Origin of the sequence: Intrasporangium sp. (assembly GCF_032907665.1) — a bacterium.
In the GTDB taxonomy this organism is placed as follows: domain Bacteria; phylum Actinomycetota; class Actinomycetes; order Actinomycetales; family Dermatophilaceae; genus Intrasporangium.
The window spans coordinates 1-14,278 of record NZ_JAJJPG010000098.1; the positions used below are offsets into that span (position 1 = coordinate 1).

15 protein-coding genes are annotated in these 14,278 nt (G+C 70.5%); 9 read left to right on the forward strand and 6 right to left on the reverse strand.

The genetic code is table 11. The features are described 5' to 3' along the window. Together LOY02_RS13845 and LOY02_RS13850 are read right to left on the reverse strand one after the other, a co-directional pair. On the reverse strand, positions 1–304 hold a 304-nt coding region (locus LOY02_RS13845; RefSeq protein WP_317182947.1), incomplete at its 3' end, for an antitoxin. 107 nt (positions 305–411) lie between these two features. Continuing rightward, positions 412–1,812, reverse strand: a complete 1,401-nt coding sequence (locus LOY02_RS13850) for an NAD(P)H-quinone dehydrogenase (protein WP_317182948.1) — start codon at positions 1,810–1,812, stop codon at positions 412–414. A gap of 84 nt (positions 1,813–1,896) precedes the next feature. On the opposite strand from LOY02_RS13850, the gene LOY02_RS13855 reads away from it, so the two are divergent. Together LOY02_RS13855 and LOY02_RS13860 are read left to right on the forward strand one after the other, a co-directional pair. After that, complete coding sequence (locus LOY02_RS13855; protein ID WP_317182949.1) at positions 1,897–2,733, forward strand: purine-nucleoside phosphorylase; 837 nt, start codon at positions 1,897–1,899, stop codon at positions 2,731–2,733. 2 nt (positions 2,734–2,735) lie between these two features. Then, entirely contained in the window at positions 2,736–4,418 is a 1,683-nt protein-coding gene (locus LOY02_RS13860) for a phospho-sugar mutase (protein WP_317182960.1), read from the forward strand. 46 nt (positions 4,419–4,464) lie between these two features. Here the strand turns inward: LOY02_RS13860 and LOY02_RS13865 are convergent, their stop codons facing one another. After that, positions 4,465–5,109, reverse strand: coding sequence for a PH domain-containing protein (locus tag LOY02_RS13865; RefSeq protein ID WP_317182950.1), 645 nt, complete (start codon positions 5,107–5,109; stop codon positions 4,465–4,467). 114 nt (positions 5,110–5,223) lie between these two features. On the opposite strand from LOY02_RS13865, the gene deoC reads away from it, so the two are divergent. From deoC to LOY02_RS13890, 5 genes are all read left to right on the forward strand, one after another. Next, complete coding sequence (deoC, locus tag LOY02_RS13870) at positions 5,224–6,210, forward strand: deoxyribose-phosphate aldolase (RefSeq protein ID WP_410505953.1); 987 nt, start codon at positions 5,224–5,226, stop codon at positions 6,208–6,210. A 16-nt stretch (positions 6,211–6,226) separates the two neighbouring features. Continuing rightward, positions 6,227–7,702: an aldehyde dehydrogenase family protein gene (locus LOY02_RS13875; RefSeq protein WP_317182951.1), complete on the forward strand. Its 1,476-nt coding sequence runs from the start codon at positions 6,227–6,229 to the stop codon at positions 7,700–7,702. Further along, complete coding sequence (locus tag LOY02_RS13880) at positions 7,699–8,586, forward strand: aldehyde dehydrogenase family protein (protein ID WP_317182952.1); 888 nt, start codon at positions 7,699–7,701, stop codon at positions 8,584–8,586. Before LOY02_RS13875 ends, LOY02_RS13880 begins: the two co-directional genes overlap by 4 nt. A 143-nt stretch (positions 8,587–8,729) precedes the next feature. After that, entirely contained in the window at positions 8,730–9,323 is a 594-nt protein-coding gene (locus tag LOY02_RS13885) for a uridine kinase (protein ID WP_317182953.1), read from the forward strand. Continuing rightward, positions 9,320–10,015, forward strand: coding sequence for an aspartate/glutamate racemase family protein (locus tag LOY02_RS13890; RefSeq protein ID WP_317182954.1), 696 nt, complete (start codon positions 9,320–9,322; stop codon positions 10,013–10,015). The genes LOY02_RS13885 and LOY02_RS13890 overlap by 4 nt, the downstream gene beginning before the upstream one ends. Here LOY02_RS13890 and LOY02_RS13895 read toward each other — a convergent pair. Beyond that, positions 9,924–10,667 (reverse strand): VC0807 family protein, encoded by a 744-nt coding sequence (locus tag LOY02_RS13895; RefSeq protein WP_317182955.1) that lies wholly within the window; start codon positions 10,665–10,667, stop codon positions 9,924–9,926. The genes LOY02_RS13890 and LOY02_RS13895 overlap by 92 nt on opposite strands. A 129-nt stretch (positions 10,668–10,796) precedes the next feature. Here LOY02_RS13895 and LOY02_RS13900 point away from each other — a divergent pair, with 129 nt between their 5' ends. Both LOY02_RS13900 and LOY02_RS13905 read left to right on the forward strand, forming a co-directional pair. Then, on the forward strand, positions 10,797–11,933 hold the full coding sequence (locus LOY02_RS13900) for a sensor histidine kinase (RefSeq protein WP_317182956.1): 1,137 nt from the start codon (positions 10,797–10,799) through the stop codon (positions 11,931–11,933). Continuing rightward, a complete protein-coding gene (locus LOY02_RS13905) occupies positions 11,926–12,579 on the forward strand; it encodes a response regulator transcription factor (RefSeq protein WP_317182957.1) in 654 nt (217 codons plus the stop codon). Before LOY02_RS13900 ends, LOY02_RS13905 begins: the two co-directional genes overlap by 8 nt. A 54-nt stretch (positions 12,580–12,633) precedes the next feature. On the opposite strand, the gene LOY02_RS13910 is transcribed toward LOY02_RS13905, so the two are convergent. Both LOY02_RS13910 and LOY02_RS13915 read right to left on the reverse strand, forming a co-directional pair. After that, the gene (locus LOY02_RS13910; RefSeq protein ID WP_317182958.1) at positions 12,634–13,779 is read right to left on the reverse strand and encodes an adenosine deaminase; all 1,146 of its coding nucleotides are present in this window, start codon (positions 13,777–13,779) and stop codon (positions 12,634–12,636) included. Then, positions 13,776–14,147, reverse strand: coding sequence for a cupin domain-containing protein (locus tag LOY02_RS13915; RefSeq protein WP_317182959.1), 372 nt, complete (start codon positions 14,145–14,147; stop codon positions 13,776–13,778). Before LOY02_RS13915 ends, LOY02_RS13910 begins: the two co-directional genes overlap by 4 nt. Between the last annotated feature and the right edge of the window lie 131 nt (positions 14,148–14,278).

The following is a 14,278-nucleotide window of genomic DNA, read 5'->3' on the forward strand; positions in this document are numbered from 1 at the left end:
TCTCCACCGTGGCGCGGTCGTGCGGCAGGCCAGTCTCGGCGCCGGGGTCGGTCGGGGCCTCGGGGCCGGGTCCGGGCTCGGGCGCGGCTGCGTCCTCGGGTTCCGGCGTCACCGTGCCCTCGGACACGGCCTCCGGTGGCAGCCCGAGCTGTTCCCCAAGCGCATCCGAGCCTCGGTCGACCTGCTCGGCGTACTTCCCGCCGGTGCGCTCGTTGACGAGGTCCTCGGCCTTCTCGAGCGCGTCTCTGGCCTGCTCCGGGTGACCCTTGATGAAGTCCTTCGCCTTGTCGATCCAGCCGCTCATGGCTGCTCCTCGGTGGGTTCGGCGTGGTGGTCAACGAGCCCGCGGCCCGCTGGTGCCGACGCTACGCCTCGGCCGGCTGTCGCACACGTCGGGGTCACGCCTGGTCGTCACTCCGACTGGTGCAGCTGCCGAGCGGCCTCCGCGATGGAGCCGGAGAGGGACGGATAGACGGTGATCGTGCTGGCCACCTGGTCGACGCTGAGCCGGTTCTGCACGGCGAGGGCGACCGGATGGATCAGCTCGGATGCCTTCGGCGCGACGACGACGCCCCCGAGCACGGTCCCATAGCCCTTGCGGCAGAAGAGCTTGACGAACCCGTCCGTGATCCCCTGCATCTTCGCTCGCGGGTTGCGCGCCAGGGGCAGCGTGACCGACTCGACGTCGTGGGCCTCGTCCGCGGCGACCTGCCCGATGCCCACGGTGGCGATCTCGGGCTCGGTGAAGATCGTCGCTGCGACGCCTCGGACGTTGAGCGGGGCGACGGCGTCACCGAGGGCGTGCCACATCGCGATGCGGCCCTGCATTGCGGCCACGGAGGCGAGCGGCAGGACCCCGGTGCAGTCCCCCGCGGCGTAGATGCCGGGGACCGACGTCCGCGACACGCGGTCGACCGTGATGTGTCCGGAGTCGGTAAGCTCCACCCCGACGTCCTCGAGCCCCAGCCCGCGCGTCGCGGGTACTGCGCCGACCGCCAGCAGGGCGTGGCTGCCCTCGACGGTGCGGCCGTCCTCGAGAGTGACGACGATACCGCCGTCGGTGCGTTCGACACCGGCAGCCCGGGACCGCCCGAGGACCTCCATCCCGCGCTTGCGGAAGACGTCCTCGATGACCGTGGCCGCGTCTGCGTCCTCGCCGGGAAGGACGCGGTCCCGGGACGACACGAGGACCACCTCGGAGCCGAGGCCGAGGAACGCCTGGGCGAGCTCCGCGCCGGTGACGCCGGACCCGATGACGACGATGCGCTCCGGAAGGTCGGTGAGCGCATAGATCTGCTGCCACGTGAGGATGCGTTCGCCGTCCGGCACCGCGGACGGCAGGACCCGGGGGGTCGCGCCCGTGGCGACGAGGACGACATCGGCCGCGAGCTCCTCCGGGCCGTCGTCGGTCTCGGCGACGACCCGGTCCCGCGCTGTGACCCGCCCGACGCCCTTGATGATGCGCACCCCGGCCTGCTCGAGGTTGCGGTGGATGTCAGCGCTCTGCGCCTCGGCCAGCTCGAGGATCCGCTCGTTGACCGTCTGGGGCTCGGCGACGGCGTCCTCGACGACGCTCCCCGCGTGGTCGGTGAGATGCACTCCCAGCCCGGCCGCGACCTCGAAGTCGGACATGTAGTCGGCCGTCGCGATGAGCGCCTTGCTCGGCACGCAGTCGGTGAGCACCGCGGCGCCGCCGACCCCGAGCTTCTCGATGATGGTGACGCTGGCGCCGAGCTGGGCCCCGACGAGCGCAGCCTCGTAGCCGCCGGGGCCGCCACCGATGATGACAACGGTCGTCTCTCGCGTGATCACCCGTCCATCCAACCATCGAGGGGGCCGTATGCCGCCGAGTCCGCTCCCAGCCCGACGCCGGCTCCTCCTCGATAGAGTCTCAGCGTGAGCACATCGGCCTTCGACCTCAACGACCCCGCCACCGACCCGTTCGAGGTGGCCGAGCAGGCTGCAGCCGTCATCGCGGAGCGCACCGGCGCCACGCGCCACGACGTCGCCCTTGTGCTGGGCTCTGGCTGGAGGCAGGCCGGCGACCGCATCGGGGAGACCCTCGCCACGATCGACAACGCCGAGGTGCCGGGGTTCCACGCCGGGGCCGTCGAGGGGCACTCGAGGACGATGCGGTCCGTCGCGATCGGCGACACCGGACGACGTGCCCTCGTCTACGGCACCCGGACCCACTTCTACGAGGGTCGCGGGGTGCGCCCCGTCGTCCACGCCGTGCGCACCGCGCATGCCGCGGGGTGCTCGACGGTCGTGCTCACCAACGGGTGTGGCGGCCTCAACCCCGCGTGGAAGCCGGGCACGACGGTGCTCATCAGCGACCACATCAACCTGTCGGCGCAGTCGCCCATCGAGGGTGCGACCTTCGTCGACGTCACCGACCTCTACACGCCGCGCCTGCGCGAGATCGCGCGTGAGGTCGACCCCACGCTCGAGGAGGGCGTCTACGTCCAGTTCCGGGGCCCGCAGTACGAGACACCTGCCGAGGTCCGGATGGCCAAGATCCTCGGCGGCGACCTCGTCGGGATGTCGACCGGACTCGAGGCGATCGCAGCGCGTCAGGTCGGTCTCGACGTGCTCGGCATCTCGCTCGTGACCAACCTCGCGGCGGGGATCAGCGACAAACCGCTCAGCCACGAGGAGGTGCTCGAAGCCGGTCAGGCGGCCGCCGACCGCTGTGCCGACCTGCTCGCCGCGATCGTGAGGCGGTTGCCGTGACCATGACCGAGACCTCGCCCGACCTGCTGGCGGCGGCTCGCGCGTGGCGAGACGACGACCCGGATGCGACGACCCGGAGGGAGCTGGACGCCCTGATCAACCGGGTCGAGGCGGGCTCTGCCGAGGCCCGGGACGACCTCGCTGACCGCTTCTCGGGGATGCTGGAGTTCGGCACGGCCGGACTGCGCGGGGCGCTCGGCGCGGGACCGAACCGGATGAACCGCAGCGTCGTCATCCGCGCCGCTGCCGGGCTCGTCGCCTTCCTGAAGTCCGAGGGCGACGCGGGCAGCAGTCCGCTCGTCGTCATCGGCTTCGACGCGCGCTACAACTCCGATGTCTTCGCGCGGGACACCGCCGCCGTCGTCGTCGCCGCGGGGGGCCGGGCCCTCGTCCTGCCGAAACCCCTGCCCACGCCCGTGCTGGCCTTCGCGATTCGCCACCTCGGCGCCGATGCCGGGGTGATGGTGACAGCGAGCCACAACCCACCGCAGGACAACGGCTACAAGGTGTACCTCGGCGACGGCAGCCAGATCGTCCCGCCGTCCGACGAGCAGATCGCCGCCCACATCGCGGCGGTTCGGTCGGCGGCCGGCGTGCCCCTGGCTCCGGACGGGTGGGAGACCCTCGGTGAGAGCCTCGTCCAGGACTACGTGGACGCAGTCGTGACCGTCGTCGATCCGGACTCGCCACGCGACCTCAACTGCGTCCACACGAGCCTGCACGGGGTCGGGCACGGCACCGTGGCCGCGGCGTTCGTCAGGGCCGGGTTCCCCGCGCCGACTCCCGTGGACGAGCAGGCCGTTCCGGACCCCGACTTCCCCACCGTCGCGTTCCCGAACCCCGAGGAGCGCGGCGCCATCGACCTCGCGCTGGCGCAGGCTCGCAGTCAGAGCTGCGACCTCGTGATCGCCAACGACCCCGACGCCGACCGGTGCGCCGCCGCCGTGCTCGATCCGGTGCTCGGCGATTGGCGGATGCTGCGCGGCGACGAGGTGGGCGCACTCCTCGGCGCTCACCTCGTGAGCCGGGGTGTCCACCGCGACGACGTCTTCGCCAACTCGATCGTGTCCTCACGTCTCCTCGCGGCGATCGCTGCAGCTGCCGGTATCCGGCACGAGGAGACGCTGACCGGGTTCAAATGGATCTCCCGCGTGCCGGGGCTCCGCTACGGCTACGAGGAGGCCCTCGGCTACTGCGTGGCCCCCCACCTGGTCAGGGACAAGGACGGCATCAGCGCCGCGCTCCTGCTCGCCGAGCTCGCCGCGACCCTCAAGTCCGCGGGGCGGTCCCTGACCGACCTGCTGGACGACCTCGCCGTCGCCCACGGCGTCCATGCGACCGACTCGTTCTCGGTGCGCGTCTCCGACCTGTCCCAGATCGACGTCCTCATGGGCCGGCTGCGCGACGCGCCGGCGACCTCGGTGGCCGGCATCGCGGTCGTGCGGCTCGATGACCTGGCTGCCGGGGAGGGCGGCCTGCCCCCCACCGAAGGGTTGCGCTACCACCTCGCCGACGACTCCCGCATCATCGTCCGCCCCAGCGGCACCGAGCCCAAGGTCAAGGTCTACCTCGAGGTCATCGAGCCCGTCCCCGGCGCGGCCGAGCTGGCGACGGCGCGGGCTGCGGCTGCCGCGCGGCTGGGCGCCATCCGGGACGAGTTCGTCCAGCTGACCGCGCTCCCCTAGGCGCTCGCTGACAGCCCGCCCAGCGGCATACCCCCGGGTCCTGGGCTCACGCCACGAACACCGCGTAGACGAAGAAGGCAGTGGCCGAGACGAGCAGCGCCACGGACAGCACGTCCCAGGACTGCCTGGCGACACCGGGGGTGCTGCGGTCCGTGCGGCGCCGGTCAGCGGCGATGAGCGCCTCGATCTCGGCCGCGGCCGTCTGCGCGTCGACCTTGGCGTGCCTCGCCGGCGGCACGGAGCCGGAGGCCACGGCGTCAGACCCGAATGCTCGAACCCGGCGACCGTGCCGCGGCCGGCCAGGGTCGGCGGGCACACCCCAAGCGGTGTAACGACGACCGCGGACGACGAGCTCCAGGGCCCACCGGGAGCGAACCTCCTGGATCGCGGGCCACGTCAGGTCGACATTCCGCAACGGGTTGACGAGCTCGATGCCGTCGTCACGAATCCTCGCGCACGGCCGCACGACGAAGAGCCACAGCAGAACGAGTCCGAGGGCGAGGGACGAGATGACGGACCAGTCGCGGGGTGGGCTCAGCACCGCGGCGACGAGCAGCGCCCCAGCTGCGAGCGCACCCAGGGCACCCACGGCAACGGAGGAACCGGGCCGCAGTGTCGTCTGGCCGCCTCTCGAGGCCCGGCCACGACGACGAGGATCGGTCGGTGTCGGTCCACCGGCACTCGTCGTCACGCGTCCATCCCTTCGATGCTCGGCATCGACTCTCTCACGATGCACTCCGTGGATGGCTCGTCGGACCCGTCCGATGTTGGGGGGAGTCCGGCTGGCCGCGGATAGACTCACCGGGTGACAGTCAGCACCACGACGCGCACCGCGCAGGATCTCACCGCTTCCGCGCGTGACCTCCTCGGGGTCTCACGTCTGACCAACCATGCACTCACCAGCTGGCTCCACGGCCTGCCCGGCGTCGACCAGGTCGGCTGTGAGGCGCGGGCCGCGTCCCTGGGCACTCGCTCGATCAAGACGACCGCCAAGGCATGGGCCATCGACACCGCGATCAGCATGATCGACCTCACCACGCTGGAGGGCGCCGACACCGCCGGCAAGGTTCGATCGCTCTGTGCCAAGGCGCGGGTCCCCGACCCGCTCGACCCCAGCACGCCGCGCCCCGCCGCCGTCTGCGTGTATGGCGATATGGTGGCGACGGCCAAGGACGCCTTGGGCGACAGCGGGATCCACGTGGCCGCGGTCGCCACGGCCTTCCCCTCCGGTCGCGCGCCCATGGCCGTCAAGCTCGCCGACACGCGCGCCGCCATCGAGGCGGGCGCCGACGAGATCGACATGGTCATCGACCGTGGCGCCTTCCTGTCCGGGGACTACCTCACCGTCTTCGGCCAGATCGCCGACGTGAAACAGGCCTGTGGGCCTGTCCACCTCAAGGTCATCATGGAGACCGGCGAGCTCGTCACCTACGACAACGTGCGTCGCGCCTCCTACCTGTCGATGCTCGCCGGCGCCGACTTCATCAAGACCTCGACGGGCAAGGTCTCACCGGCCGCCACGCTGCCCGTCACACTCATCATGCTCGAGGCCGTGCGGGACTGGCGTGAGCTGACCGGCACGCAGGTCGGCGTCAAACCCGCCGGCGGCATCCGGACCTCGAAGGACGCGATCAAGTACCTCGTCATGGTCAACGAGATCGCCGGAGACGACTGGTTGACTCCGGAGTGGTTCCGCTTCGGCGCCTCGAGCCTGCTCAACGACCTGCTGCTCCAGCGCCAGAAGCTCGCAACCGGGGCCTACTCCGGCGCCGACTACGTGACGATCGACTGATCGGGAGAACGTGCTGATGTCAAGGTTCGAGTACGCACCGGCTCCCGAGTCGCGGGCCATCGTCACCCTCGAGAAGTCCTACGGGCTCTTCATCGATGGCGCCTTCACGCGACCGAAGGCCACCTTCGAGTCGATCAACCCCGCCGACGAGACCGTCCTCGCCGAAGTGAGCCAGGCCGGCCCCAAGGATGTCGACAAGGCCGTTGCCGCGGCCCGACGAGCCTTCGACGGGGTGTGGGGATCGATGAGCGGCGCCGAGCGTGGCAAGTACCTCTTCCGGATCGCACGGATCCTGCAGGAACGCTCCCGCGAGTTCGCCGTCCTCGAGACCCTCGACAACGGCAAGCCGATCAAGGAGACCCGCGACGTCGACGTCCCGGTCGCCGCGGCCCACTTCTTCTACCACGCCGGATGGGCGGACAAGCTCGCCTACGCCGGCCTCGCCCCGACCGGCGGCCCTGCTCCCCTGCCGCACGGCGTGGTGGGACAGATCATCCCGTGGAACTTCCCGCTCCTCATGCTCGCCTGGAAGATCGCGCCGGCGCTCGCGACCGGAAACACCGTGGTCCTCAAACCCGCCGAGACGACGCCCCTGACGGCGCTGCTCTTCGCGGAGGTCTGCCAGCAGGCCGACCTGCCGGAGGGGGTCGTCAACGTCGTCACCGGTGACGGCCGCACCGGCGAGGCCCTCGTCGACCATCCCGACGTGGACAAGATCGCCTTCACCGGGTCGACGGAGGTCGGCAAGGCCATCGCGCGGCGCATCGCCGGCACAGCCAAGAAGGCGACGCTCGAGCTCGGGGGCAAAGCCGCGAACATCATCTTCGACGACGCCCCCATCGACCAGGCCGTCGAGGGCATCGTCAACGGCATCTTCTTCAACCAGGGCCAGGTGTGCTGTGCCGGTTCGAGACTGCTCGTGCAGGAGAATGTCCACGACGCCGTCATCGCCCGGCTCAAGCGCCGCCTCGAGACCCTGCGCGTCGGGGATCCCATGGACAAGAACAGCGACCTCGGGGCGATCAACAGCAGGGCCCAGCTCGAACGCATCACGACGCTCGTCGACGCCGGCGTCGCCGAGGGCGCCGAGCGGTGGAGCCCGGAGTGCAGCCTCCCGGCACGGGGGTTCTGGTTCCCGCCCACCGTGCTCACCGGGGTGTCCCAGACCCATCGCGTGGCGACCGAGGAGATCTTCGGACCAGTGCTGTCCGTGCTCACTTTCCGCACGCCGCAGGAGGCCGTCGCGAAGGCGAACAACACGTCATACGGCCTCTCCGCCGGCGTCTGGACCGAGAAGGGATCGCGCATCCTCTGGATGGCAGACCAGCTCCGCGCCGGCGTCGTGTGGGCCAACACCTTCAACCGCTTCGACCCGGCCTCGCCATTCGGCGGCTACAAGGAGTCCGGTTATGGCCGCGAGGGCGGGCGCCACGGACTGGAGGCCTACGTGACGACCTCGGCCGCCGCCCTGACGACGGGAGCAACCCGATGACCCGGCTCGACGTCCGCAAGACCTACAAGCTCTACGTCGGCGGCAAGTTCCCCCGCAGCGAATCGGGCCGCTCCTACGAGATCGTGTCCGCAAGCGGCGAGTTCCTCGCCAACGCCGCTCTCGGATCCCGCAAGGACGTCCGCGACGCCGTCGTCGCTGCGCGCGCCGCGCTGGCCGGCTGGTCCGGCGCGACGGCCTACAACCGGGGCCAGGTGCTCTACCGGGTGGCCGAGGTCCTCGAGGGCCGCCGCGCCCAGTTCGCCGAGGAGGTCGCCGCGGGCGAGGGCGTCACCACCCGAGCAGCCGGCGCGATCGTGGCCGCATCGATCGACCGCCTCGTCTGGTACGCCGGCTGGACGGACAAGGTCGCGCAGGTCCTCGGCAACCTCAACCCTGTCGCCGGCCCGTTCTTCAACGTCTCCGCCCCGGAGCCGACCGGTGTCGTCGGGGTGCTGGCGCCGCAGGACTCCTCCCTGCTCGGCCTCGTCTCGGTCGTCGCTCCGGTCATCGCCACGGGAAACACCGTCGTTGTCGTCGCCTCCACGTCCCGACCGCTACCGGCCATCACCTTCGGCGAGGTGCTCGCCACCTCGGACGTGCCGGCCGGGGTCGTCAACATCATCACCGCGAAGACCGCCGAGGTCGCGCCGTGGCTCGCCTCGCATCGCGATGTCAACGCCATCGACCTCACCGGTGCCGCGGGCGCCGAGGGCGTCGAGTGGGGCGCCTTGGAGGCCGAGGCTGCCGGCAACCTCAAGCGTGTCTTCCGCCCCGTGGTCGCCGACGGGGTGGCTGTCGAACCAGACTGGTCCGCGGACCCGGGACTGGATCGGATCCGCGCCTTCGTCGAGACGAAGACGGTGTGGCACCCCAAGGGCCTGTGACCGTGCGGGATCGCCCGGAGACCACCGACCGGGACACCGGGGACCTTGGGCTCAGCCAGCCGGGGACGACGCCTGACCCGACAAACCGGCGGAGCGGCATACAGCCCGCTCATTCCGGGCAGCGTCGGCGACGGGTCATCCTCGTGACCGGCCCGAGCGGTGCCGGCAAGAGTCGTCTCTCCGCTCGCCTCAGTGACGCGCTCGGTTGGCCGGTCGTCCGGCTGGACGACTTCTACCGCGAGGTGGATGATCCCCATCTGCCGAGGTCGCCCCTGGGAATCCCCGACTGGGATCACATCGACTCGTGGGACGTGCACCGTGCCGTGACCGCGCTCCGTGCCCTGGTCGACACCGGCACGGCGGAGGTCCCCGTCTATGACATCGGCGCCTCTCGCGTCACCGGCCATCGGCTCGTCACCTGCGGCTCCGACGACTACATCCTCGCCGAGGGACTCTTCGCCGCGCGACTCGCCGAGCCCCTCGAGGCCGAGGGCCTCCTGTCGGACGCCATCTGCGTGCGCCGCTCACGGTGGATCACCTTCGTGCTCCGGCTTGTTCGCGACCTGGTCGAGCGACGCAAGCCTCCGCACATCCTGCTCCGGCGGGGCATTGCCCTCCTACGCGACGAGCCGGCCATCATTGCCCAGGCCGAGGCCCACGGCGCCCGCTGCGTCAGTCCCCGACAAGCGGAGCTGCAGCTGCGGGAGCTCGCCGTCGGAGAAGGGTCGAGGCCATGAAGCTCATCGGAATGCTCGGAGGAATGAGCTGGGAGTCGACCGCGGAGTACTACCGCCTTGCCAACGAGATCGTCCGCGACCGCGTCGGCGGGCTCGCTTCGGCGCGGGTGCTGCTGCACTCGGTCGACTTCGCCGAGATCGAGCAGATGCAGGCCAGTGGCGACTGGGACGCCTCAGGTCGACTCCTTGCCGAGGCTGCACAGGGGCTGGAGCGCGGAGGTGCCGACCTGCTCGTCCTGTGCACCAACACGATGCACAAGGTAGCCGCGGCGATCACCTCCGCGACGACGATTCCCTTCGTGCACATTGCCGACGTCACCGCCGCAGCCGTGAACGCTGCGAGGCTGGGGCGCGTCGGCCTCCTCGCCACGGGCTACACGATGGAGCAGACCTTCCTCCGCGACCGTCTCGAGTCCCATGGCTTCTCGGTCCTCGTTCCGGACGCGCCCGACCGAGCCGAGGTGCACCGGATCATCTATGACGAGCTGGTTGTCGGTCAGGTCACCGATGAGTCGCGACAGATCTACCGGGGGGTGATCGGCCGGCTGGTGGACGCCGGTGCGGAGGGAATCATTCTGGGGTGCACCGAGATCGAGCTGCTCATCCGACAGGACGACTCCCCGGTGCCCGTGTTCCCGACGACCCGGCTCCACGTCGAGGCGGCTGTGGCCGCTGCACTGCAGTCGACCTGACTCCCCGCGACCCTCGGCCTGCAACCGGCCCACGCGCGAAGAGTCGATGCCACACCCCGGCGCGCCACAGGATCACGTGCGTCGGGACCTGCATCACGAGGACGGTGACGATGACGAGGGCCAGGTCGATGCTCGGCGCGAGGTCGACCGGAGCGCGCAGCGCGATGAGCACGCGCAGACCGGCATCGACGACGAGGGCCGCTCCCCAGCTGATCGTGATGCGGCGCCACGCCGCCCGGAAGCCGTCGTCGGTGTCCCACAGCCGGTCCATCAGAGCCATCCGGTGCGGCAGCACCGCACGCGTCATGACAAAGGTCAGGGGACGCTCTGCGCGCAGGGTGGCCAGCGCGCCGATGCTCAGGGCGGCGCTGACCCAGGCATTGCGGACGAGCAGGTCGCGCGGGCTGCCGCTGAGCAAGGCGGTGACGACGCCCGACAGGATTCCGATGAGGACCAGCAGGCCGATGACGTCGGCGGTGCGCGTCCGAACCGCCGTGATCCCGGCATGGAGCGCCGGCGGCACGGAGGTGACGAGCAGGGCGGTCAGCTGGCTCACGCCGGCGGCCCGCAGCCCGTAGTAGACCACCATGGGCGCGACGATGTTCGCGACGGCGGCGAGGGCGGCTGACTTGGTGCGGCTGAGGCGGGGCATGCCCCCACTCTCGGGCTGCGCGAGCGACCCGCCATCGCCCAGGAGGCTGCGCAGCATGGTCCGTGCGCCCAGGGACGGCGATACTTTGGTCGGTTTCCGGAGCCGGGGCCCGCTCATAGGGTGGGGCCCGTGGTGGACCGGCGTATACCGAGGAAGGCCCTGGCCGTCGCGCTCGTGACGGTCGGCGTGCTCGTCGTCGCCACGATCCTCGCCGAGCACCAGGACCAAAGCGGACCGGGTTGGCTCCTGGCGCTCGACGTCGTGGCAGGGCTGGCCGGTCTGGCACTGCTCGGGGCGCTGGGGCGACGGCCCGAAGCGGTGACGCTCGCCCTGGCGATGCTGTCGGTCGCATCGCCTGCCCTGGTGCCCACCTCGACGCTGGCCATCGTCCACGTCTCGCGCTTCCGGTCCCTGCAGGTCACCAGCTGGATCGCTGCGGCTGGGATCGCTGGGCACCTCATCAGGGCCTCGTGGCGACCATTCCACGGCGTCGGGCTCGGGTGGTATGCCCTGCTCGTCGTCGCGGTCTATGCGGCCCTCGTCGGCTGGGGTGCCAGGTCGCGCCTCAACGACGAGCTCATCGCCTCCTTGCGGGAGCGGGCTCGTTTCCTCGAGGCCGAGCAGGACCGGCTCGTCGCCGAGGCCCGGACGGCGGAGCGGACTCGGGTGGCTCGTGAGATGCACGACGGGCTGGCCCACCGGCTGTCGATGGTCGCCATGCACGCCGGGGCGCTCGAGTTCCGACCGGACTCACCACCTGCGCGAGTTGCCGATGCAGCTGGTGTCGTCCGTGAGGGCATCCACCGGGCTCTCGACGAGCTGCGCGACGTCATCCTCCTGCTGCGCGACGAGGATGAGCCGGCCCGGCGCCGACCGCTACCCGGGCTGGAGGACCTGCCGGCGTTGATCGCCGAGCTCGACGAGGTGGGCGTCAACGTCCTGCTCGAGCACCGGGCGCCCACGAGCCGGCTGACCGCCTCGGCCAGCCGAGCGGCATACCGGGTCGTGCAGGAGAGCCTGACCAACGCCCGCCGGCACGCTCCGGGCAGCGCGGTCGCCATCAGCCTCACCGGTCAGCCCGGCGGCCGGCTCGACATCGTCGTGACGAACTCCACGTCCCCGTCGCCGCATCGAGACGGGCACGGCGCCGGCCTCGGGCTCGTCGGCCTGCGTGAGCGCGTCGAGCTCGCCGGCGGCGAGCTGGAGGTGGACGACCGTGCCGACGAGTTCCGGGTCGTCGCGTGGCTACCATGGCCGGATGAGTAGGCCCGTGCGCGTCCTCGTCGTCGATGATGACCCGCTCGTGCGCTCGGGCTTGACGATGATGCTGGACGGTCTGCCGGACATTGCGGTCGTCGCCGAGGCGGCCGACGGCGCCGACGTGCCCGCTGCGGTCGCGGGCCACCGGCCGGACGTCGTGCTCATGGACCTCCGCATGCCCGGGGTCGACGGGATCTCGGCCACGCGCCGCCTGCGACGTCGACCGGAGGCGCCGGAAGTCGTCGTGCTCACGACCTTCGACACCGAGGACAACATCATCGAGGCGCTCCGGGCAGGAGCCACCGGTTTCCTCTTGAAGGACACCCCGCCTGGCGAGATCGCGGCGGCCGTGATCAAGGCCGCCCAGGGGGACCCCGTGCTCTCTCCCCAGGTCACCCGCCGACTCGTCGCCCAGGTGACGACGGATGTCGTGTCCAGTCGGGAGGCCAACCACCGCCTGACCCGGCTCAGCGCCCGCGAGCAGGAGGTGGCGCGCCTCGTGGCCCAGGGACTGAGCAACGCCCAGGTCGCCCGGGAGCTCACCCTCAGCCTGCCCACGGTCAAGGCCCATGTCTCCCACGTGCTGACGAAGCTCGGCTTGGACAACCGAACGCAGGTCGCACTGCTCGCCCATGACGCGGGCTGGGTCTAGCTCCGCGTCCAGCCTCGGCCCGGACCGCTTCCCGTGCGGTCCAGGCGACGGCCGTCAGACGGGATGGCCGAGAGCCCGATAGCCGGGTTTGACCACGTCCTCGATGATGGCGAGCCGCTGGTCGAACGGGATGAATGCCGACTTCATCGCGTTGATCGTCACCCACCTCAGGTCAGCGAGGTCCCAGTCGGCCTGGTCGGCGAGCAGAAGCGCTTCCTTCGACATCGATGTGTCACTCATGAGGCGATTGTCGGTGTTGAGCGTCACGCGGAACCGGAGGCGCTTGAGCAGCGTGATCGGGTGCAGCGCGATCGAGAGCGCTGCAGAGGTCTGCAGGTTGCTGCTCGGGCACATCTCGAGCGGGATCCGTGTGTCGCGCACGTAGGAAGCCAAGCGGCCGAGCCCGACGCTGTCCAGATCGAGGTCGACGAGTGCGCGAGGGTTGTCCCGCTCGCCTTCGATCCACTCAGGAAAGGAACGGCCCGCGACAGTGATGTCGTCGACGATCCGAACCCCGTGCCCGAGGCGGTCCGCGCCGCACCACTGGATCGCCTCCCAGATGGAGGGCAGCCCGAAGGCTTCGCCCGCGTGGATGGTGAAGTGGGCGTTCTCTCTGCGGAGGTACTCGAAGGCATCGAGATGACGAGTCGGCGGGAAGCCGGCCTCAGCGCCGGCGATGTCGAAGCCCGAGACCCCGTCGTCCCGATAGCGGACGGCGAGCTGGGCGATCTCGGTGGACTTGGCGGCATGGCGCATCGCGGTGAGCAAGGCAGTGACGCGGATCTGCCGCCCTCGTGCGGCGGCGCTCGCCTCTCCCTCGCGGAACCCTGCGTTGACGACCTCGACGACCTCCTCGAGCGTGAGACCGTCCCTCAGGTGCTGCTCCGGTGCGTAGCGGCTCTCCGCGTATACGACGCCGTCGGCAGCGAGGTCCTCGACACACTCCCGTGCCACCCGCCGCAGCCCATCCGCGGTCTGCATGACGGCGAGGGTGTGGTCGAACGTCTCCAGGTAGCGTGGCAGGGAGCCTGAGTTGGCGCTGTCACGGAACCAGCCGCGCAGGGACTCGGCGTCTCGCCGAGGTAGCCCGCCATAGCCCACGTCCCGGGCCAGCTCGATGATGGTCTGGGGCCGCAACCCCCCGTCGAGGTGGTCGTGGAGCAGCACCTTGGGGGCAGCTTTCGCTGTCTCCGGCGTCACGCGATCTCCTCGCGGTGCACCGTGTCATCAGAATAGGCAGGCAGACAGACCGCGACGTATTCGGCCCCCTCGGGACCGCACGAGTACCGGATGCGCTCGCCGCCTCGGGTGATGACGCTCTGTCCAGCATTCACCTCGATCTGGCCACCATCGTGGTCGACGACGACCTGGCCGCTGAGGACGACGGTGATCTCGTCGAAGTCGGGAGTCTGGTAGGGCTCCGACCAGCCGGCAGGCGCCTTCATGTGGGCCACGGACACGGAGCCTTGGAGGTTCGCGTCCGGTGTCGTCACTGCACCGACGTGCTCCTCGATGACTTTCCCACCCGGGACCGGAATTCTCGTTGGTGTGGTGATGAGTTCAGGCACGAAGCCACCCTACGCCCCGACGCAGCAGAATTATCGGGCAAAAGCGAAGCGCCCCACCGATCAGGTCGGTGGGGCGCTTCTAATGGTTGTCCGGCTGTGTCCTACTCTCCCACACCGTCACCAGTGCAGTA